20 protein-coding genes and 1 other RNA gene are annotated in these 21,021 nt (G+C 63.0%); 5 read left to right on the top strand and 16 right to left on the bottom strand.

All coding sequences use genetic code 11. The annotated features are described in order from the left end of the window. Positions 1–54 precede the first annotated feature (54 nt). The 3 genes from FJ546_RS18890 to ssrS all read right to left on the bottom strand — a co-directional run bounded on the left by FJ546_RS18890 (position 55) and on the right by ssrS (position 1,789). Positions 55–879 (bottom strand): YmdB family metallophosphoesterase, encoded by an 825-nt coding sequence (locus FJ546_RS18890; RefSeq protein WP_010912071.1) that lies wholly within the window; start codon positions 877–879, stop codon positions 55–57. 70 nt (positions 880–949) lie between these two features. Continuing rightward, the gene (locus tag FJ546_RS18885) at positions 950–1,537 is read right to left on the bottom strand and encodes a 5-formyltetrahydrofolate cyclo-ligase (protein ID WP_140890702.1); all 588 of its coding nucleotides are present in this window, start codon (positions 1,535–1,537) and stop codon (positions 950–952) included. A gap of 96 nt (positions 1,538–1,633) precedes the next feature. Next, positions 1,634–1,789, bottom strand: a non-coding RNA gene (gene ssrS / locus FJ546_RS18880) — 6S RNA. 136 nt (positions 1,790–1,925) lie between these two features. Here ssrS and FJ546_RS18875 point away from each other — a divergent pair. From FJ546_RS18875 to msrB, 4 genes are all read left to right on the top strand, one after another. Then, the gene (locus FJ546_RS18875; RefSeq protein ID WP_140890701.1) at positions 1,926–2,765 is read left to right on the top strand and encodes a MoxR family ATPase; all 840 of its coding nucleotides are present in this window, start codon (positions 1,926–1,928) and stop codon (positions 2,763–2,765) included. A 91-nt stretch (positions 2,766–2,856) separates the two neighbouring features. Then, on the top strand, positions 2,857–3,303 hold the full coding sequence (locus tag FJ546_RS18870; protein WP_140890700.1) for a GNAT family N-acetyltransferase: 447 nt from the start codon (positions 2,857–2,859) through the stop codon (positions 3,301–3,303). Positions 3,304–3,310: 7 nt separating this feature from the next. Further along, entirely contained in the window at positions 3,311–4,501 is a 1,191-nt protein-coding gene (locus FJ546_RS18865) for a VWA domain-containing protein (protein ID WP_140890699.1), read from the top strand. 216 nt (positions 4,502–4,717) lie between these two features. Beyond that, the gene (msrB, locus tag FJ546_RS18860; protein ID WP_140890698.1) at positions 4,718–5,122 is read left to right on the top strand and encodes a peptide-methionine (R)-S-oxide reductase MsrB; all 405 of its coding nucleotides are present in this window, start codon (positions 4,718–4,720) and stop codon (positions 5,120–5,122) included. 68 nt (positions 5,123–5,190) lie between these two features. Here the strand turns inward: msrB and FJ546_RS18855 are convergent, their stop codons facing one another. Continuing rightward, entirely contained in the window at positions 5,191–5,535 is a 345-nt protein-coding gene (locus tag FJ546_RS18855) for a hypothetical protein (protein ID WP_140890697.1), read from the bottom strand. A 174-nt stretch (positions 5,536–5,709) separates the two neighbouring features. On the opposite strand from FJ546_RS18855, the gene FJ546_RS18850 reads away from it, so the two are divergent. Beyond that, entirely contained in the window at positions 5,710–6,216 is a 507-nt protein-coding gene (locus tag FJ546_RS18850) for an arsenate reductase ArsC (RefSeq protein ID WP_140890696.1), read from the top strand. 29 nt (positions 6,217–6,245) lie between these two features. On the opposite strand, the gene FJ546_RS18845 is transcribed toward FJ546_RS18850, so the two are convergent. The 12 genes from FJ546_RS18845 to FJ546_RS18790 all read right to left on the bottom strand — a co-directional run bounded on the left by FJ546_RS18845 (position 6,246) and on the right by FJ546_RS18790 (position 20,953). Further along, the gene (locus FJ546_RS18845) at positions 6,246–6,701 is read right to left on the bottom strand and encodes a hypothetical protein (RefSeq protein WP_140890695.1); all 456 of its coding nucleotides are present in this window, start codon (positions 6,699–6,701) and stop codon (positions 6,246–6,248) included. 48 nt (positions 6,702–6,749) lie between these two features. Further along, complete coding sequence (locus tag FJ546_RS18840) at positions 6,750–7,010, bottom strand: DUF2312 domain-containing protein (RefSeq protein ID WP_095772329.1); 261 nt, start codon at positions 7,008–7,010, stop codon at positions 6,750–6,752. Positions 7,011–7,167: 157 nt separating this feature from the next. Further along, complete coding sequence (gene pyc, locus FJ546_RS18835; RefSeq protein WP_140890694.1) at positions 7,168–10,626, bottom strand: pyruvate carboxylase; 3,459 nt, start codon at positions 10,624–10,626, stop codon at positions 7,168–7,170. A 292-nt stretch (positions 10,627–10,918) separates the two neighbouring features. Beyond that, a complete protein-coding gene (locus tag FJ546_RS18830) occupies positions 10,919–12,034 on the bottom strand; it encodes a branched-chain amino acid ABC transporter substrate-binding protein (RefSeq protein ID WP_095789923.1) in 1,116 nt (371 codons plus the stop codon). A 137-nt stretch (positions 12,035–12,171) separates the two neighbouring features. Further along, positions 12,172–12,519 carry a DUF6867 family protein gene (locus tag FJ546_RS18825; protein WP_010912085.1) on the bottom strand — a complete coding sequence of 116 codons (348 nt, stop codon included), beginning with the start codon at positions 12,517–12,519 and terminating at the stop codon, positions 12,172–12,174. Positions 12,520–12,629: 110 nt separating this feature from the next. Beyond that, entirely contained in the window at positions 12,630–13,358 is a 729-nt protein-coding gene (locus FJ546_RS18820) for an ABC transporter ATP-binding protein (protein WP_140890693.1), read from the bottom strand. After that, positions 13,358–14,833 carry an ATP-binding cassette domain-containing protein gene (locus FJ546_RS18815; RefSeq protein ID WP_140890692.1) on the bottom strand — a complete coding sequence of 492 codons (1,476 nt, stop codon included), beginning with the start codon at positions 14,831–14,833 and terminating at the stop codon, positions 13,358–13,360. The genes FJ546_RS18820 and FJ546_RS18815 overlap by 1 nt, the downstream gene beginning before the upstream one ends. Beyond that, positions 14,833–16,428: a high-affinity branched-chain amino acid ABC transporter permease LivM gene (livM, locus tag FJ546_RS18810; RefSeq protein WP_140890691.1), complete on the bottom strand. Its 1,596-nt coding sequence runs from the start codon at positions 16,426–16,428 to the stop codon at positions 14,833–14,835. Before livM ends, FJ546_RS18815 begins: the two co-directional genes overlap by 1 nt. Before the next feature lie 4 nt (positions 16,429–16,432). Beyond that, positions 16,433–17,335: a branched-chain amino acid ABC transporter permease gene (locus FJ546_RS18805; protein ID WP_010912089.1), complete on the bottom strand. Its 903-nt coding sequence runs from the start codon at positions 17,333–17,335 to the stop codon at positions 16,433–16,435. A gap of 336 nt (positions 17,336–17,671) precedes the next feature. After that, positions 17,672–18,673, bottom strand: a complete 1,002-nt coding sequence (locus FJ546_RS18800) for a 4-hydroxyproline epimerase (RefSeq protein WP_140890690.1) — start codon at positions 18,671–18,673, stop codon at positions 17,672–17,674. 17 nt (positions 18,674–18,690) lie between these two features. After that, positions 18,691–19,941, bottom strand: coding sequence for an FAD-binding oxidoreductase (locus FJ546_RS18795; RefSeq protein WP_181167989.1), 1,251 nt, complete (start codon positions 19,939–19,941; stop codon positions 18,691–18,693). A gap of 118 nt (positions 19,942–20,059) precedes the next feature. After that, positions 20,060–20,953, bottom strand: coding sequence for a dihydrodipicolinate synthase family protein (locus FJ546_RS18790; protein WP_140890689.1), 894 nt, complete (start codon positions 20,951–20,953; stop codon positions 20,060–20,062). Positions 20,954–21,021 lie beyond the last annotated feature (68 nt).

The following is a 21,021-nucleotide window of genomic DNA, read 5'->3' as shown; positions in this document are numbered from 1 at the left end:
CGATCTGAAGCAGATGTCGTCGGCAGTTAGGTACTGCGCGCGCCTATATCAATGTCACGACCAGAAGGACGGAGCCGTTTCTTCCAGTCGCGGCCCGCGACGAAACGGCGCGATCTTCTCGGTCAGCCCGGTACGATCGGAAATATTGACACCGACCCCGCACAGGGTCGCCGGGCCGGTCGCCGCCTCGAAGCGCCCCTTCGGCACTTTCGACAGGAACCGGTTGAGCGGTTCTTCCTTGTCCATGCCGAGCGAGGAATCATAGTCGCCGCACATGCCGGCATCCGACAGATAGCCGGTGCCGCCATTGAGGATCTGGTGGTCCGCGGTCGGCTGGTGGGTATGGGTGCCGACGACAAGGCTGGCGCGGCCGTCGACGAAATGCGCAAAGCACATCTTCTCCGAGGTCGCCTCGGCGTGGAAGTCGATCACCACCGCATCCGCCTGCTCGCCGAGCGGGCAGGCGGCAAGCTCGCGTTCGCCGGCCTGGAACGGATCGTCGAGCTCGGGATGCATGAACACCCGGCCCATGATGTTGGTGACCAGCACGCGCGCGCCGCTCCTGGCGATGTAGACGCCGGAGCCGCGCCCGGGCGTGCCCTTGGGAAAATTGGACGGACGCAGGAAGCGCTCTTCGCGCGGCGCGAAGGCCAGCGCATCGCGCTGGTCCCAGACATGGTTGCCGGTGGTGACGACATCGGCGCCGGCAGCGATGGTCTCGCGAAAGATCTCTTCGGTGATGCCGAAGCCGCCGGCGGCATTCTCGCCGTTGACGATGACGAAGTCGAGTTTGAAGTCCGAGATCAGGCCGGGCAGTTGTTCCCACACCGCCGTGCGTCCCGTTTTTCCGACCATGTCACCGAGGAAGAGAAGTCTCATATGATCCCGCACCGAGAGTCAGCAAAGCAAGAGCTGCATGACATCCGCGAAAAGATCATGCCTCCATTATCTACAATTTTGGCGTGAAGCGGCGCAACCCGCTCTCGGTCAGTATTTCCGGGATGATCACGTCATGGTTCTCGTCCGGAACCTGCGCCACCTCCTGGCAGTCGAAGGCGATGCCGATCAGCCGGGGTGAATGCCCCTTGTCGACGAGCTTCGCGATCGCACGGTCGTAATAGCCGGCGCCATAGCCGATGCGGTGGCCGCGCGCGTCGAAGGCGGCGAGCGGTACCAGCATCACCTCGGGATCAAGCACCTCGGCCTCTTCATGGGGTCCGATCGTGCCGAAGCCCATGTCGACCATCGGCGCGCCGCGCACCAGTTCGCGAAAGACGATCGTGGTCTTGTCGAGAATGGCGGGCAGGCAAAGCCTGGCGCCCTTTTCGCGCAAGGCGAACATCAAGGGCCTGACATCGACTTCCGAACGCATCGGCCAGAAGCCGGAGACGATCTGGCCGGGCTCGATGGCGAGATGATCTCGCGCCGTCTCGGCCATTTCGAGCGCCACCTCCACCCGCCAGAACTCATCGAGCGCGTCGCGGCGTCCAAGCGCCTGGAGCCGCAGCTGTTTTTTCAGGTCTTTGAGAGATGTCATGCGAGGACGATAGAAAAGGCCGGATCGGGATGACGTTTTGGGAGCGACGTTTTCCACCGCATCATCCACCGCAATGCATGGATGCGCAACAAGAAGCGACGATCCACACAACCGGTGGAGAGAGCGATCCCGGGAACCTACAAAGTAGGTGGGCGCCGTGTGAGAAAACCCACGGGTCTTCCCAGGGACAGCTCCCTAAGGATCGTTAAGGCCCCGGGGAAAATGTTCTCCTGCCGGGAAGCACAGACCGTCCTCCGCAATATAGGCCGCTCATCGGTCAAGCGCCAGTGACACAGGCGGTCTCGGCGGCTTTATTCGCCATCCGAGCGGCACCCTTGCACAGGCCGGGCGGCGTCCTTACGGTCACGCGGTGAACCAAGGAGCAACAATGCGTTTCGAAGGCACGGCGGCCTATGTCGCCGACAAGGATCTGATGGTAGCCGTCAACGCGGCGATCGCGCTGGAGCGCCCCCTGCTGGTCAAGGGCGAGCCCGGCACCGGCAAGACCGAGCTTGCCCGCCAGGTGGCGGCGGCACTTGGCCTCGATCTCATCGAATGGCACGTCAAATCGACGACGCGGGCCCAGCAAGGCCTTTACGAGTATGATGCCGTGTCGCGTCTGCGTGACAGCCAGCTCGGCGATGCCAGGTTCAACGACATCAAGAACTACATCAAGCGCGGCAAGCTCTGGGAGGCGTTCGCTGCGGGCAAGAAGGTCGTGCTCCTCATCGACGAGATCGACAAGGCCGACATCGAGTTCCCCAACGACCTGCTGCAGGAACTCGATCGGATGGAGTTCTTCGTCTATGAGACCGGCGAGACCATCCGCGCCGCCGTCCGCCCGATCGTCATCATCACCTCCAACAATGAGAAGGAATTGCCGGACGCCTTCCTGCGCCGCTGCTTCTTCCACTACATCCGCTTTCCCGACGTCGACACCCTGCACAGGATCGTCGACGTCCATTATCCCGGCATCAAGCAGAATCTGGTGCGGGCGGCCCTTACCCAGTTCTACGAGATCCGCGAGGTACCGGGCCTGAAGAAGAAGCCGTCGACCTCCGAGGCGCTCGACTGGATCCGCCTGCTGGTCGCCGACGACGTCGCGCCCGAGGATTTGCGCGCCGACCCGAAGAACGCATTGCCCAAGCTGCATGGCGCGCTGCTGAAGAACGAACAGGACGTGCATCTGTTCGAGCGGCTGGCTTTCATGGCCAGAAGGCAGCAATAGGGTCGCAGCAATAGCGCTTTCCCTTCCGTGGACCGTTGCCGCCGGCCGGACGGGAAGGCAGTTTCGGCCGCAACCTTTCGGAGGAGATGAAATGTCCGAGATTATTGTCCGCCCGCTCGCACGGTCCGACCACGCCGACTGGAAGCGCCTGTGGACCGACTACCTGACCTTCTATGAAACCAGGCTGCCGGAAGAGGTCTATGCCGTCACCTGGAAGCGGCTGTTCACGGCAGGCGAATTCGAGCCCAAGGGTTTTATCGCAACGCTCGACGGCAAGGCCGTCGGCCTCACCCACTATCTCTACCATCGCTCGGGCTGGTCCGAGAAAAACAATTGCTATCTGCAGGATTTGTTCGCCGACCCGGACGTGCGCGGCAAGGGCATCGGTGCCGCGCTGATCAATGCCGTAAAGCAGGAAGCGGCAAAGATCGGCGTCAAGAACGTCTACTGGATGACGCACGAGACCAACACCACGGCGCGCAAGCTCTACGATCACGCGGCGCGCCGCACGGGGTTCATCGAGTATGATCTGCTATAGATAGAAAATGTTCATCCCCTTCTTCCTCGAACTGAAGGCTGCACGCGTTCCCGTCTCGCTCAGGGAATATCTGTCGCTGCTGGAAGGGCTGGAAGCCGGGCTGGTCGACTATGACGTCGAGGGTTTTTATTACCTGGCCCGCGCCGCCTTGGTGAAGGACGAGCGCCACATCGACCGCTTCGACCAGGTGTTCTCGCATGTCTTCAAGGGCATTGAAGTGCTGGGCGGACCGGATGCGGTCGATGTCGCCAACATTCCCGAGGAATGGCTGCGCCGGCTTGCCGAAAAGCACCTGACCGAGGAGGAGAAAAAGCTGGTCGAGGCGCTCGGCGGCTTCGAAAAGCTGATGGAGACCCTGAAGCAAAGGCTCGAGGAGCAAAAAGGCCGCCACCAAGGCGGCTCGAAATGGATCGGCACCGGCGGCACCTCGCCCTTCGGCGCCTATGGCTACAATCCCGAAGGCGTGCGCATCGGCCAGCACGAAAGCCGCAACCGCCGCGCGGTGAAGGTCTGGGACAAGCGCGAGTTCCGCAATTTCGACGATGCCGTCGAGCTCGGCACTCGCAACATCAAGATCGCGCTGAAACGCCTGCGCCGCTGGGTGCGCGAGGGCGCCGAGGAAGAATTCGACCTGCCCGGCACCATCCACGCCACCGCCGAGCATGGCTATCTCGACGTGCAGACGCGGCCCGAGCGGCGCAACGCGGTGAAGCTTTTGATGTTCTTCGATGTCGGCGGCTCGATGGACGACCACATCAAGAGCGTCGAGGAGCTGTTTTCGGCGGCCCGCGCCGAATTCCGCCAGCTCGAATATTTTTACTTCCACAACTGCCTCTACGAAGGCGTGTGGAAGGACAACCGGCGCCGCCATGCGGAGGTGATCCCGACCTTCGACCTCCTCCACAAATACGGGCCGGACTACAAGGTGATCGTCGTCGGCGACGCCTCGATGAGCCCTTACGAGATCGCCCACCCTGGCGGCTCGGTCGAGCATTGGAACCCGGAGGCCGGCGGCGTCTGGCTCGGCCGCTTGCTGCAGCAATGGCCGAACGCGGTATGGCTCAACCCCGAGAGCGAAAAGAACTGGGGTTACACCCATTCGATCGCCATGATCCGCGACATTTTCGGCGGCCGCATGTTCCCGCTGACGCTGGCCGGGCTCGAAAGCGCGACGAAGCAGCTTTCCAGAAAGCATTAGACGTACGGGACTATCGCTCCAGAGATCACCAATCGTGGAAGTTGCCGCTGCCCCTCACCGTCCTGCCGGCGAGGGCGGCGCCGACGCCCGAAATAAGGCCAATGGGACGAATTCGACTTTGGAATGCCAGGCACTGGGCAGGTCTGTAACAAACGCCTATCTTCAGGCGAATATAGCTTGCAACCAAGAACGAGCCGCCAAGGCTGAGGAGATCAAATGGATACCCACACCTACCCCGTCACCCGCACCGATGCCGAATGGCGCGCCCGGCTGACGCCGGAGCAGTATGCGGTCATGCGCAATCACGGCACCGAGCGGCCGGGCAGCTGCGCCTTGCTCTACGAGAAGCGCGCCGGCACATTTTCCTGCGTCGGCTGCGACCAGCCGCTGTTCGAATCCAAGCTGAAGTTCGAGAGCGGTACCGGCTGGCCGAGCTTCAACGACCCGGTGCCCGGCTCGATCGAGACCACTGTCGACCGCAGCTATGGCATGGTCCGCACCGAGTGCCATTGCTCGCGCTGCGGCAGCCATCTCGGCCACGTCTTCGAGGACGGCCCGCCGCCGACCGGCCTGCGCTACTGCATCAATGGCGTGGCGCTGAAATTCGAGCCGGCCGCCTGAACAAGGCCCGGTCGACACATCTTGCGAAGGGCGGCTCCGGCCGCCTTTTCATATTCGGGCAGCCCGCGTCAGACGACGACGGTCGCGATCAGCCAGAGCGCCGACCCTAGCATGACAAGTGAAGCCTTGGCGCCGCCAACTTTCTCGGCCGTCCGCCACACGGCCCATGTCAGGAAGATGTTGTAAGGCACCGGCGCGAAATGCACCGCCAGCACCAGGACGAGCGGCAGCTTCAGGCTGAGCAGGACGAGTGCCGCCACCGATGAGGCAATGCTGAGTGCGGTGGCTACGACGACCATGTCGCGCCAGAACAAGCGGTTAAGCGATACCCCGCCGCGCCAGCGCGAACGGAAGAAACCGGTTTTGTCGCCGATCCCCCCGGCCACCGCGCCCGATGGATCAAAGTCGTTCATCAATCGAGCCTCGCTCAAGTGCGGCGCTGAAGGTTCCGGCTACGTATCGACGGCAGGACGCCCACGAAATGGGCGCGGACAATGCAGAAATCTGCCGTCAAAGCGTGTACGATCACACAACTGTGACGCCCATCATATTCTGTCATTTGCAGCGCAAACACGGAGGAGTTCGCAATGGATGACCATATCTACAATGTCCTCTTTCTCTGCAACGCCAACTCGGCCCGGTCGATCATGGGCGAGGCCATTCTCAATCGTCTCGGCGCCGGCCGCTTCAAGGCTTATTCCGCCGGCTCTCGGCCAAAGGGAACCGTCAACCCTCGTACGCTGCAGCTGCTGGAGAACCTGAACTACGACACGTCCTTCGCCAGGTCGAAAAGTTGGGACGAGTTTTCCAAACCCGGCGCACCGGAGATGAATTTCGTCTTCACGGTATGCGACAGCACGGCCAATGAAAGCTGTCCGGTGTGGCCCGGCCATCCAATGACGGCACTTTGGGCGGTGCCTGATCCGGCCAAGGCCCAAGGCACCGAAGCGGAGCGGCATTTTGCTTTCGCCGAGGCCTTTCGCATGATGAGCAACCGCATCGCGCTGTTCGTAAACCTGCCGATAGGATCGCTGGATCGACTGGCTCTGCAGCAGCATCTGGACGAAATTGGCCACGATGAGTGGCCAAACTGAAGCTGGTCGACAACGCGCGAGCGGAGTCGTCAGGTTTGCGGCCGGCCTTCGTCCCCCAGCACCTCGACGACGGCGCGCTCGACGCGCGAGCATTCCGTAACTAGCCAGTCGGACATCGCAGGCCAGTTGTCCTCGGCAAAGCAGTTGACCCGCCACATCGAGTTGATGCCGAGGCCCTCGCAACTCTGCTCCGGCCTGAGTTTAAGCCTTTCTTCGATCGCCGGTTGGAACGGCTTCAACCGCGACCAGCTTTGCGTGGCGCCGAACTTCTCGTTGCGGCCGAAGAAGACGCCGACATGGTTCTGCGCCGGCGCGACATACATGGAAATGACCAGGGCGAAGTCAGGCAGCCCGCGCTGCCAGAACCAGGGCCCGCGGCGCGCCAGCCGGGTCCTTTCTTCCGGATGCCGCTCGGCGAACAGCGACCAGAAGCCGCGATGGCGGAATTCAGAGGCGCGGCGTCCGCCGTAGTCGAATTCGCTCATGGTTCAAACGTATCCACGGCAACCGCATCAGGCGCCGGGCGGTTAGTCTTACACCATGCCGAGCGCGGCCATGTACAGATCGAGGATGGCATCCTCTTCCTGGCGCTCGGCCTGGTCCTTCTTGCGCAGGCGGATGATGGTGCGCATCGCCTTGGTGTCGAAGCCGGTGCCCTTGGCCTCGGCGAAGACTTCCTTGATGTCGTCGGCGATCGTCTTCTTCTCTTCCTCGAGCCGCTCGATGCGCTCGATGAAGGCACGCAGCTGGCCGGCGGCAACAGTCTGGCTGGTCTCGGTGATATCGTCGGCCATGTTTTTCTCCAAAGGGTTCGGCGCCGCGACTCGGCGAAAGACGGCGGCAAATTTGAGCCGGTTCGATGCCCGACCGGCGGCGGCGGGTCAAGCTGTTATCGAACAAGGCAGGGGGCTGCCGACAGAAGCCGACAGCCCGCCCGCCCTTTGCCGCTTCTCAAGCGAAGGCGATCAGCAGATCCTTGGCATCGATCTGGTCGCCGGCCTTGACCAGCACCTCGGCGACGGTGCCGTCGCGCTCGGCATGCAGCGCCGTTTCCATCTTCATCGCCTCGATGGAGAGCAGCACGTCGCCGGCCTTTACCGCCTGGCCGGTGGCGACCGAAAGCGCGGAGACCACGCCCGGCATCGGCGCGCCGACATGCGCCTCGTTGCCAGGCTCGGCCTTGCGGCGCGCCTTGGCGGCGGAGGCGCCATGCGCCCGGTCCGGCACCTTCACGCGCCGCGGCTGGCCGTTGAGCTCGAAGAACACGGTGACCATGCCCTTGTCGTCGACATCGCCGATGGCAAGGCACCGCACGACCAGCGTCTTGCCCTTCTCGATGTCGATGAAGATCTCGTCCTCGGACTTCATGCCGTAGAAATAGGTCGGCGTCGGCAGGACGCTGACCGGGCCGTAGGTCTCTTGCGCGCCGGCGAAGTCGGTGAACACCTTCGGATACATCAGCCAGGAGGCGAACTCGTGTTCCGAGAGCTTGCGCTCCAGCTTCTCCTCGATCTCCTTGCGGCTGGCCTTGAGATCGGCGGGCTTCAGCAGCGAGCCGGGCCGCGCCATGATCGGCCTGTCGCCTTTCAGCGCCTTCTTCTGCAGCGCCGCCGGCCAACCGCCGGGCGACTGGCCGAGATCGCCGCGCAGCATCGAGACGACCGAGTCCGGGAAGGCGATGTCCCTGGCTGGGTTCTCGACATCGGCGACGGTCAGGTCCTGGCTGACCATCATCAGAGCCATGTCGCCGACGACCTTGGATGACGGCGTCACCTTGACGATGTCGCCGAACATCAGATTGACGTCGTGATAGGTCTGCGCCACCTCGTGCCAGCGCGTCTCCAGCCCGAGCGAACGCGCCTGTTCCTTGAGATTGGTGAACTGTCCGCCCGGCATTTCGTGCAGATAGACTTCCGAGGCCGGCCCCTTGAGATCGCTTTCGAAGGCGGCGTACTGGTTGCGCACCGCTTCCCAGTAGAACGAGATCTTGCGGATCCATTGCGGGTCGAGGCCGGGGTCGCGCTCGGTGCCCTTCAGCGCCTCGACGATCGAGCCCAGGCAAGGCTGCGACGTGTTGCCGGAGAAGGCATCCATCGCCGCGTCGATGGCGTCGACGCCACTCTCCACCGCCGCCAGCACGGTCGCCGCCGACAGGCCAGACGTGTCGTGGGTGTGGAAATGGATCGGCAGGTCGGTCGCCTCGCGCAGCGCCTTGAACAGCACGCGGGCGGCCGCCGGCTTCAACAGGCCCGCCATGTCCTTGACGGCGATGATATGGGCGCCGGCGGCCTGCAATTCCCCGGCCAGGCCGACATAGTATTTCAGATCGTATTTGGCCCGTGCCGGATCGAGGATGTCGCCGGTGTAGCACATCGCCGCTTCGATCAGCTTGCCTTCGGCGCCGACCGCATCCATGGCGACGCGCATGTTCTCGACCCAGTTCAGGCAGTCGAAGACGCGGAACAGGTCGATACCGCCGGCAGCCGCCTGCTTGACGAAATGCTGCACGACATTGTCGGGATAATTGGTGTAGCCGACGCCGTTGGCGCCGCGCAGCAGCATTTGCAGCAACAGGTTGGGCGCCGCCTCGCGCACCAGCGACAGCCGCTCCCAAGGATCCTCGGTGAGGAAGCGCATGGCGACGTCGAAGGTAGCGCCGCCCCAGCATTCGAGCGACAGAAGCTGCGGCAGGGCGCGGGCATAGGTGCCGGCAATATTGGCAATATCATGCGTGCGCATGCGTGTCGCCAGCAGCGACTGGTGGCCGTCGCGCATCGTCGTGTCGGTGACCAGAACCTGCCTTTGCTCGCGCATCCAGCCGGCAAATTTGTCAGGACCGAGCACCTCCAGCTTCTGTTTGCTGCCGCCCGGCACATTGCCGTTGAGGTAGGGCACGACCGGTGCGGCCGCATCGGCCTTCGGCATCGGCCGGCCGCGCGTCTCGGGGTGGCCGTTGACGCTGACATCAGCCAGATAGTTGAGCAGCTTGGTCGCGCGGTCCTGCCGCTTGACCTGCTGGAACAGTTCCGGCGTCGTATCGATGAACTTCGTCGTATAGGAATTGTCGGCGAAGCTCGGGTGGTTGATGATCGCTTCGAGGAAGGTGAGGTTGGTGGCGACGCCGCGGATGCGGAATTCGCGCAGCGCCCGGTTCATGCGGGCAATCGTCTCTGCCGGCGTCGGCGCCCACGCCGTCACCTTCTCCAGCAGCGGATCGTAGAAGCGGGTGATGACCGCGCCGGAATAGGCGGTGCCGCCATCCAGCCGGATGCCGAAGCCGGTGGCGCCGCGGTAGGCGGTGATGCGGCCATAGTCCGGAATGAAATTGTGCTCGGGATCCTCGGTGGTGATGCGGCACTGCAAGGCATGGCCGTTCAGCCTGATGTCCTTCTGCGCCGGCACGCCCGATTGCGGTGTGCCGATGGCGAAGCCGTCGAGGATGTGGATCTGCGCCTTGACGATGTCGATGCCGGTCACCTGTTCGGTGACGGTATGCTCGACCTGGATGCGCGGGTTGACCTCGATGAAATAGAATTTTCCGGTATCGGCGTCCTGCAGGAACTCGACCGTGCCGGCGCCGATATAGCTGGTCTCGCGCGCGATCCTCAGCGCGTAGCCGCAAAGTTCCTCGCGCTGCGCCATTTCGAGATAGGGCGCCGGCGCCCGTTCGACGACCTTCTGGTTGCGGCGCTGGATCGAGCAGTCGCGCTCGAACAGGTGCACGGCATTGCCATGCGTGTCGCCAAGCACCTGCACCTCGACGTGGCGGGCGCGCTCGATCAGCTTTTCGAGATAGACCTCGTCCTTGCCGAAGGCGGCCTTCGCCTCGCGCTTGCCTTCCGTGACCTCACGGGCGAGATCCGCCTCGGAGCGGATGGCGCGCATGCCGCGCCCACCGCCGCCCCACGAGGCCTTGAGCATCACCGGATAGCCGATCTCCTTGGCCAGTTTCTTGACCGCCTCCATATCGTCCGGCAACGGATCGGTGGCGGGAATGACCGGCACGCCGACCTCGATGGCGAGATTGCGCGCCGCGACCTTGTTGCCGAGGCGGCGCATCGTGTCCGGCTTCGGCCCGATGAAGGTGATGCCGGCCTGCGCGCAAGCTTCGGCGAATTCGGGGCTTTCGGACAGGAGCCCATATCCGGGGTGGATGGCATCGGCGCCCGAAAGCCTGGCGACGCGGATCACCTCCTCGATCGACAGATAGCTCTCGATCGGCCCCATATCCTTGGCGAGATGCGGACCACGCCCGACCTGGTAGCTCTCGTCGGCCTTGAAGCGGTGCAGCGAATATTTGTCTTCCTCGGCCCAGATCGCCACGGTTTTGAGGCCCAACTCATTGGCCGCGCGAAAGACGCGGATGGCGATTTCTGACCGGTTGGCGACGAGGATCTTCGTGATGGCCAAGGACTGGGCTCCAGCAGCGGAAGGGACGGGAAATCGGTGCAATGATTAGCGTGAAAATGCTGCAGTGCAAACAAAATCAGCGCCGTTTTAAACCGATTTAAATCAATTATCCGGCCAACACTCGCATGCCTTAGCGCCAACGGACGGAACGTTGACGACAATTTCGATCCTGGATGCGATCTCTCCGCCTGAGAGGTGCCGGCAAGAAGGCCATCGGCGGACCGAACGCACCAAAAGAAAATGCCCGGCGCGTTGCGCCGGGCATCTTGGATTTCAGACCTGCCAGAGCAGCTTATTTCGGGAACCAGGAATACTTGCCGTCGTCCTTCTTCTTCCACTCGTACATGATGTAGCCCGGCAGCTTCGGGTCGCCCTTGGCGTCATAGGCGAGATCGCCCAGAACGGTCGGGAACGGGCCGCTTTCATGCATCGCCTTGGCAACGGCCTGCGGGTCGTTCGTCTTGGCGGCAGCGGCCGCCTCGGCGACCACCTGCACGGCGGCGTAGGCGTAGAGCGTGTAGGCTTCCGGCTCGAAGCCCTGCGCGCGGAACTTCTCGACGAGTTCCTTGTTGGCCGGGATCAGGCGCGGATCGGGACCGAACGTGTTGAGCGTGCCGGCGACGGCGTCGCCCGCGATCGCGGCGAGTTCGTCCGTCACGATGCCGTCACCCGACATCATCGGCGCCTTGAGGCCCTGGTCCGCCGACTGGCGGATGATCAGGCCGGCTTCGGTATGCAGGCCGCCCCAGTAGATCAGGGTGACGCCGGCTTCCTTCATCTTGGCGATGAGCGCCGAGAAATCCTTGTCGCCGACATTGACGCCTTCATACATCACTTCCTTGACGCCGGCGGCGTTCATCGCCTTCTTGGTTTCATCGGCGAGGCCCTGGCCATAAGGGGTCTTGTCGTGCACGACGGCGACCTTGGCATCCTTGAAGTTCGCGGCGATGTAGGCGCCGGCGATGCTGCCCTGCTGATCGTCGCGTCCGCAGGTGCGGAACACGTTCCACAGACCGCGCTCGGTGAACTTCGGGTTGGTCGCGGCCGGCGTGATTTCGACGATGTTGTTTTCGGCGTAGACTTCCGAGGCCGGGATCGAGACGCCCGAGTTGAAGTGGCCGATCACGAACTTGACGCCGTCGCCGACGAACTTGTTGGCGACCGAGATGCCTTGCTTCGGATCGGAGACGTCGTCGCCGACTTCGAGCTTGATCTGCTCGCCGTTGATGCCGCCCTTGGCATTGATCGCGGCGACCGCCGCCTCTGCGCCCTTCTGCAGCTGTGCGCCGAAGGCCGCATTCGGACCGGTGATCGGACCGGCAACGCCGAACATTACATCAGCCCACGCGTTGCCGCCGAACGCGACAAGCGCGGTCAGGGCGACGGCGGACAAAAGTGACTTTTTCATTTAAACGCTCCCATTAACGGAGTGGGCGTGGATGAAGCTTTCATGCGATGCCCACCCTTATCGCAGAAAGCATAGTTTGCCGATTTTCAGGCACTTGTCACGCCGATTCATCCCTGAGCCGGCGTTAATAATGAACGTCAACCTTTCGGTTTCCAGCTCAAGATTGAAGCTCTTTCGTAGAGCCAATTATACTGTGTGACCATCTGGTTGGTTCGTGTGTATTGGTAGCCGACGAAGCCCAATATCATCAGCACGATGGTGTCGACGATATAGTACTGCAGCGAGAACATCGTGCCGTCGAACAGCGCGTGATGGATGAAGCGGATGCCGATGCCGAGACCCAGCAGATAGGCGAAAAGCTGGATGAAGGAGCGCCATGTCTGGGCGCTGGCCTTGCCGGTCATCCAGGCCGCCCAGCCGCCGAGCAGACAGGTGACGAAGAAGAACTGCCAGATCGAGGGTTCCTCATAGAGAATGCCCTGCATGATGAAGTCTCCCTAGCATGATCCCGAAAAGTTGCAGACTTTTCGGACAAGGATCATGCGACAAACAAACAAGATGGAGCGGGATACCGAATGCACATTCCGCTCCAAACTCAGTGATGTCCGCCTTCGAGATAGGCGGCGCGCACTTCCGGATTGGCGAGCAGTTCCTTGCCGGTGCCGCTCATCGTCACATTGCCGTTGACCATGACGTAGCCGCGCGTGGCGAGCTTCAGCGCGCCGAACGCGTTCTGCTCGACCAGGAACACGGTCAGCCCTTGCGTGCGGTTCAGCTCGCGGATGGCATCGAAGATCTGCTTGACGATCAGTGGCGCCAGGCCGAGCGACGGCTCGTCGAGCAGAAGCAGCTTCGGCCGCGCCATCAGCGCGCGCCCAATCGACAGCATCTGCTGCTCGCCGCCCGACAGCGTGCCGCCGCGCTGCGCGATGCGCTCCTTGAGCCGGGGGAACAGCTTGAACACCTTCTCGACGTCCTCGTCATAGTGTTTGAGGTTGTCGAGGCTGGCGCCCATCTGCAGGTTTTCCATTACCGTCATGCGCGGGAAGATGCGCCGGCCTTCGGGTGACTGGGCGATGCGCATGCGCGCAATCTCGTGCGTCGGCAACTGGGTGATGTCGGTGCCGGCGAAGGTGATGGTCCCCGTGCGGGCGCGCGGAGCACCGAAAATGGTCATCATCAGCGTCGATTTGCCGGCGCCGTTAGCGCCGATCAGCGCCACGATCTCGCCCTCCTTGACGGTGACATCGACGCCGTTCAGCGCCCGGATATTGCCGTAATAGGTCTCCACGCCCCTGATATCGAGCAGCGTTGTCCCGGCCATTATTTGCCCCCTCCACGCTTGCCCGGCGCAGGCTTGGCCGCACCGGTAGTCTTGGCGGAAGCATGGCTGGTCGCCACCTTGCCGGCGTCGACGCGGCGCGAGAATTCCGTGTCCTTGCCCTGACCGAGCAGCTTGGCCTGCTTGACCCATTCCTCGCGCGCAATGCGTCCGTCAAAGGCGAGATAGGCTTCGGCAGCCTCGACATCGGCCTTCTTCCAGGCGCCGATCTGGTCAAAATGGAAGATGCCGTGCTCGTTGAGCTTCTTCTCGTTGACCGTGCCGATGCCCTTGATGCGGGTCAGGTTGTCGGCCTTGCCGCCACGAGGGGCGGCGAGGCGGTTCGAAATGCCTTCGGCCTTTGCCACGGGCGCCTTGGCGGCTGTTTTCTTCGGTGCCGCTTTCGCCGCCGGCTTGGCCGGCGCGGCCGGTTTTGCGACGGGTTTACTCGTCACGGTAGCCGCGCGGGCATCGACCTGTGCCGCCTTCGAGGCGCCTTTCGACACCGTGACGCGCTCGCCCTCGCTGTGTCCGACGGTGTCGGTCACGGGTCCGGCCAGGTATGACGACGATGTCCCCGGGCCATGCGCGGCATCCGGCCCAATGTCGAGCTGCTCGATGACGTCCTCGTCGCCGACCTCGGTCAGCACGGTCTCGACCTCCTCGTCGTCGACGCCGAGATAGGCGGCGATGACGCGTGGATCGGTGCGCACCGACTGCGGATTGCCGTCGGAGATCTTGCGGCCATATTCCAGCACCACGACATGGTCGGAAATCTGCATGACCACCGACATGTCGTGCTCGATCAGCAGGATCGAGGTGCCGGTGTTGTTCTTGATGTCCATCAAGAGCTCGTTGAGCGCCGCCGATTCCTTCGGGTTGAGGCCGGCCGCCGGCTCGTCGAGACACAGAAGTTCCGGTCCCGTGCACATGGCACGCGCGATCTCGAGGCGCCGCTGCGCGCCATAGGGCAGGTCGCCGGCCGGATCGTCGGCGCGATCGACGAGATCGGCCTTCTCCAGCCAATGCCTGGCCAGGTCCATCGACTCGGCCGATGCCCTGCGGTAACCGCTGAAGCCGAACAGGCCAAGCACCGTATAGCCCGATGCCTTCATCAGCTTGTTGTGCTGGGCGACCAGAAGGTTCTCCAGCAGCGTCATGCCCGAGAACAGGCGGATGTTCTGGAAGGTGCGCGCCACCTTGGCGCGCGCCGGAATCTCATGGTTGGGCAGCCGTTCCAGCAGATAGGCCGAGCCGTCGGCCCGGTTGAGCGTGATCATGCCTTCGGACGGCTTGTAGAAGCCGGTGATGCAGTTGAACACGGTGGTCTTGCCGGCGCCGTTAGGCCCGATCAGCGCCGTGATCTCGCCGCGTCTGGCGGTGAAGGAGAGGTCGCCGATGGCGACCAGGCCGCCGAATTTCATCGACAGATGTTCGACCTGCAGGATGGCGTCGTTCATTTGCGTGGTCGCGTTCATCAGCCGTGGCCCTCCTTGGTGAAGGAGCTTGAGACAGCCCTTCGCTCCTTGAGGAAGGCGGTCGGTTCGCGACTGCCGACGAAGCCGCGCGGCTTCCACAGCATGACGATGACCATGGCCATGCCGAACAGAAGCATGCGGTAGAGTTCGGGGGTGAAGTCCGGCCCGAAGATCTGCTTGAGGAAGTCGAGTTCGCGCAGCGCCTCGGTGCCGCCGATCATCACCATCGCGGCAACCGCAATGCCGACCAGCGAGCCCATGCCGCCGAGAACGACGATGGCAAGGATGATGGCCGATTCCAGGAAAACGAAGGATTCCGGGCTGACGAAGCCTTGCCGCGCGGCGAAGAACGAGCCGGCGAAGCCACCGAACATGGCGCCGGTGGCGAAGGCGGTCAGCTTGGTGGTGGTGGTGTTGATGCCGAGCGAGCGGCAGGCGATCTCGTCCTCACGCAAGGCTTCCCACGCACGGCCGACCGGCAGGCGGCGCAGCCTGATGGTGACGAAGGCGGTAAGCAGGCACAGGCCCAGGATCAGATAGTAGAGGAAGATCTTGTAGTAGGCGCTCGAGGTCGCAATGTGCAGAACCTTGGCAATGTAGTTGGGGTCCGACACGTTGAAGGTCACCAGGCCGAAGAAGGAAACCTTGGGAATGCCGGAGATACCGGCCGACCCGTTGGTGACGTCGCGCCAGTTGATCAGCACCAGGCGGATGATCTCGCCGAAGGCGAGCGTTACGATCGCCAGATAATCGCCGCGCAGGCGCAGCACGGGGAAGCCGAGCAGCACCCCCCACAGGGCGGCCATGCAGCCCGCGGCCGGCAGCAGGATCCAGAACGACAGGCCGTAATGGGTGGCAAGAAGCGCATAGGCATAGGCGCCAAGCGCATAAAAGGCGACGTAACCGAGGTCGAGCAGGCCGGCGAGGCCAACGACGATGTTCAGTCCCCAGGCCAGCATCACATAGATCAGGATCTGGATGCCGAAATTGTCGACCCATTTCAGCGAGCCCTGCAGCCCTCCGGCAATCGACCAGGCGTTCAGCGACAGCACCGCGACCACGAGGATCGGGTACAGCACCAGCGCTGTGATGCCCAGTTTGGTGAAGTTGGCATGGATGAAGGCGCGGAAGTAGTAGATCACGCAAGCCAGCAGATAGATGACCGCCAGGGCGCGCAGAAATTGCAGATAGCCGGCCGGTTCCGCTCCCACCCATCCGGCGAGGGAGCTGTTGAACACGAACAGCAGCAACGCCGCGACGACAGCCACGATGAACGCCGGCAGCGTGAAGAACCGTGACCCCACGCTGGCCGGCAACAGACCGGTGGCGACGTTGGCGATCTTTTGGTTGGCCATGAAGGGCTGGCCATAGGCGACATAGAGGAAACGGCCGACGGCCGTGGCGATCACCACGGCGGCGAGCAGGCCCCAGCGCTGCGTCAGGACTAGTTCATTGGACATGTTCTGGCCGGTCTTCAGCCCGATGAACAGCACGAACAGGCCAAGCGCGATGGCACCGGCATAGAACGCTTCCTTAAGCGCGCGTTGGGTGGGGGTGGCGACGCTGTCGCTCTCACGAGATACGGTCACGGCCATGATCTCAGACCTTTTCGACTTCAGGCCGGCCCAATATGCCGGAAGGCAGGAAGATCAGCACGATGGCCAGGATCGAGAACGCCGCGACGTCCTTGTAGTCGATCGAGAAATAGGCCGACCACATGCTCTCGATGAAGCCGATCAGCAGCCCGCCCAGCACGGCCCCAGGCAGCGAGCCGATGCCGCCGAGCACCGCCGCGGTGAACGCCTTCACACCCGGCACAAAACCGTCGGAGAAAGCCACCACGCCATAGTACATCAGGAACAGCGTACCGGCGACAGCGGCGAGCGAGGCACCCATGATGAAGGTGATCGAGATGGTGCGGTCGACGTCGACGCCGAGCAGGGCGGCCATCTTGCGGTCCTGTTCGCAGGCGCGTTGCGCTCGGCCAAGCGAGGTCCTGTTGACCAGGTACCAGAACACCACCAGGAGCAGCGCGGTGACGATGACGATGATGATCTGCTTCAGCGACACGCTGACGCCGTCGATGTTGTAGACTTGGCTGACCATCGGCGGGATCGGCTTGTTGCGCGGACCTTGCGTCACCTGGACGAAGTTCGACAGCGCGATCGACATGCCGATGGCGGTGATCAGCGGCGCCAGCCGGAACGAACCGCGCAGCGGCCGGTAGGCCACCTTCTCGATCGTCCAGTTGTAGAGGCTGGTCAGCAGCATCGCCACGATCATCATGACCAGCAGCGCGATAACGACGGGCACCGAATAGAACAGCGCGCCGAGGATGAGGAAGACGATCAGCGCCGTGAAGGCGCCCACCATGAAAATGTCGCCATGGGCGAAGTTGATCATGCCGATGATGCCGTAGACCATCGTGTAGCCGATTGCGATCAGCCCATAGATCGATCCCAGCGTCAGCCCGTTGATAAGCTGCTGGACAAAATACTGCATGTGTACGTGGCTCCCCTGGAATGTCGCCCATGCAGACGCATTCCTTTTCGTATTTCCCCTAGTCGTAAAGTTTCGAGCCCGGATTGCAACGTGATTTTTTTGACCGCCCCGCGTGTTTCCGATTCACGTCGTTCCGACCGCCCGTTTTCTGCACCCGACCCCTGGACTATCGCGGACCCTATCATTGGCATAACGCAATGTCTTTGACGATTCGGCCGTATCATGCGCCCCGTTTCGAAGAAATCACCGTCAAAATTAGGTGATAAGAGGATTCGTTGCGTTCCTGACAGGGTTGGTCTTTTCGCCACGCTGCTTTCCGCAGGGTTAGGATTCTCCTCACTTGACCACGAAACCATGCGCGAACGGATCGCGGTCGTCGATGAAGATCGTGTTCAGTCCGGTCATCCGCGCCCAGCCGCCGATCGAGGGGATGATCGCCGGTCTGCCTGCCACGGTGACCTCCTTTTCGACCTTGCCCTTGAACAGCGAACCGATGATCGATTCATGCACGAAGGCATCGCCTGCCTTGAGCTTGCCCGTGGCATGGAGCTGCGCCATGCGCGCCGAGGTGCCGGTGCCGCACGGTGAGCGGTCGATCGCCTTGTCCCCGTAGAACACGGCATTGCGGGCGTCGGCCCGTTCCACCGTCGGCTTGCCGGTCCACAGCATGTGCGAAAGCCTGTTGATGCCGGGGTTCTCCGGATGCACGAAGGAATACTTCTCGTTGAGCCGCTGCCGCACCACCGGGCTCCAGGCGATGAGGTCGCCGGCGGAATAATCCGCCATGTCGCGGTAGTTCTCCTGCGGCTCGACGATGGCGTAGAAATTGCCGCCATAGGCGACATCGACGGTGATCTCGCCGAGCCCCGGACATTCGACCGTCAGACCTTCGGCATGGAGGAACGACGGCACGTTGGTGATGCGCACTTCCTCGACATATTCGCCGACCTGTTTGTATTCGGCGATGACCAGCCCGGCTGGCGTATCGAGCCTCAGCACGCCCGGCGTCTTCGGCTTGATCAGGCCGTGCTCGATGGCCATCGTCACCGTGCCGATGGTGCCGTGGCCGCACATCGGCAGGCAGCCGGAGGTCTCGATGAACAGGATGGCGATGTCGCAATCCTCGCGCGTCGGCGGATAGAGGATCGAACCCGACATCACGTCATGGCCACGCGGCTCGAACATCAGCCCGGTGCGGATCCAGTCATATTCGGCGAGGAAATGCGCACGCCGTTCCATCATCGTCGCGCCATCGAGCAGCGGGCCGCCCCCGGCGACCAGCCGCACCGGATTGCCGCATGTGTGGCCGTCGATGCAGAAGAAGGATTTCTTGGCCATGTCGCTCCTCGAAAAATTCAAAACCGTTGTGGACTGAAGGGGGCGAGATCAACAGACGCAACCTGCCCCAGGATGATTTCCCGGATCAACCGTCCGGTCGCCGCGGCCTGGGTCAGGCCGAGATGGCCGTGGCCGAAAGCATAGACGACCGGCCGGCTTCCCGAAGCCTTGCCGATGACGGGCACCGAATCCGGCAGCGAGGGGCGGAACCCCATCCATTCGCGCCCGCCCGAGGGATTGAGCCCGGGCAGGAACTGCTGCGCCTTCTGCAGGAGCGCTTTCGATCTGTTGAAATTGGGTGGCCGCTCTATGCCGCCGAGTTCGACCGCGCCGCCGACGCGCAGGCCCGTCTCGAGCGGCGTGATGACGAAGCCATGGCCGGAGAAGATCAGCTGCCGCTTCACGTCGAAGGCGCTTCTGGGCAGCGTCGCGTTGTAGCCGCGCTCGGTCTCCAGCGGAATGCGGTCGCCAAGCTGCCGCGCCAGGAGATGCGACCAGGCGCCGGCGGCGACGACAAGGTGCCTTGCCTGCCTGGTCGTGCCGTCGTTCAGCGTCAGCGTCGCGCCATCCTGGTCCGCCGCGATCCGGTCGATACCTGCCATTTCGAAGCGGGCACCCTTGGCTTCGGCGTAAGCCCACACCGCCTTGCCGAGCAGCTTTGGATCGGCGACCGTCTTCCAGCCCGGCACGAAGGTGCCCTTGATGAAGCGCGGGGAGAGGCCCGGCTGCAAACCCGCCAGGCCCTCGCCCTCGACATGGCGAAAGCCGATGCCGAAGCGCTCGCGCGCGGCCCAGCCGGACAGCGAGGCGCGGAACTCGGCTTCGCTCTCGTAGAGCTCCAGCGAGCCGTCCTCGCGCAGCATCGGCCGCGTGCCGGAGCGATCGAGCAGACCTATCCATTCGGTTTCGGCGAGCTTCATCATGCCGGCCTGGGCGGCGAGGCTGGCTTCGTATTTCGCCGGCGCGCCGGCGCGCCAGAAGCGGATCAGCCAGGGCAGAAGCCGCGGCAAATACGCGGGCGGGATGCTGAGCGGGCCGAGCGGATCGGCCAGCCATTTCGGCAGGTGCTTGATCATGCCCTTGTGCGCCAACGGCAGCACATCCGAGAAGGCGAAGGCGGCCGCATTGCCGGAGCTCGTCTCCTCGCAGATGCCGGTGCGGTCGAAGATTGTTACGCTGCGCCCCGCCTCGGCAAGGAAGGCGGCGGCACAGATGCCGATGATGCCACCGCCGACAATGGCGATGTCGATTTCAGCATCGCTATTCATGGCCGCGCGTGCCGTGCTGCATATGCCAATCTCGCCCCTTGGAGCAATTCCCCTCATCCGGCCGCTTCGGCCGGATGAGGGGAATTGCGACATTACCACCCTTAGAACACCGTCACCTTCAGAACTGCGGCAGCTTCGGCCGCGCTGCCAGCGCATCCCGTATGATCTTCTCGACCGCCTTGCGGCGCTCGCCCGACAGCGGCTGGCGCGGCATGCGCACGCGGTCATTGGTATCGATTGCCAGCACTTCGGCAAGCTTGATGTTCTGGACCAGATAGGTCGAGACGTCGAGGTCGAGCAGCGGCCGGAACCAGCGGTAGATGGCGAGCGCCTCCTCGCGGCGGCCCTGCTTCATCAGCTGGAAGATGGCGACGGTCTCGCGCGGGAAGGCGGTGACCAGGCCGGCCACCCAGCCGATGGCGCCGACCGACAGTGCCTCGAAAGCAAGATTGTCGACACCGGTGAACAGATCGTAGCGGCCACCAAGCCGGTTGATGATCTCGGTCGAGCGCCTGATATCGTCGGAGGATTCCTTGATGGCGACGAAGCGCTTGTCCGACGCCAACTCCTCCATCTGGTCGACGGTGACGTCGACGCGATAGGCGAGCCGGTTGGAGTAGATCATGACCGGCAGGTCGCCGGCCTCGGCGACCGCGCGCAGCGCCGCGACGGTCTCTTCCGCATTGGTGTGGTAGATCGGGCTCGGCACCACCATCAGGCCATCGGCGCCTTCCCTGGCGGCGCGCCTGGCAATAGCGGCGGCCTCACGGGTGCCCGCCTCGTTGACGGTCAGCAGCACCGGCTTCTTGCCGGCGACTTTCTGCGCTGTCTTCAGCACTTCGATCTTCTCGTCAGGCGACAGCATCGGCCCTTCGCCAAGCGAGCCGCAGACGATGATGCCATCGCAACCGGCCTCCATCTGGAGGCCGAAGCAGCGTTCCATTTCGGCATGGTCGAGCCGGTCGTCGGCGGTGAATTTTGTCGTGACGGCGGGGAAAACTCCGGTCCACATAGTCGCGTCTCCATCTGATATATCAGTCGTATATCTGGTAAGAAACCCGCTGTCAATACGGAATCCGT

Source organism: Mesorhizobium sp. B2-4-19, assembly GCF_006441315.1.
Taxonomy (GTDB): Bacteria; Pseudomonadota; Alphaproteobacteria; order Rhizobiales; family Rhizobiaceae; genus Mesorhizobium.
This window is presented reverse-complemented; position numbering and strand designations above follow the sequence as displayed.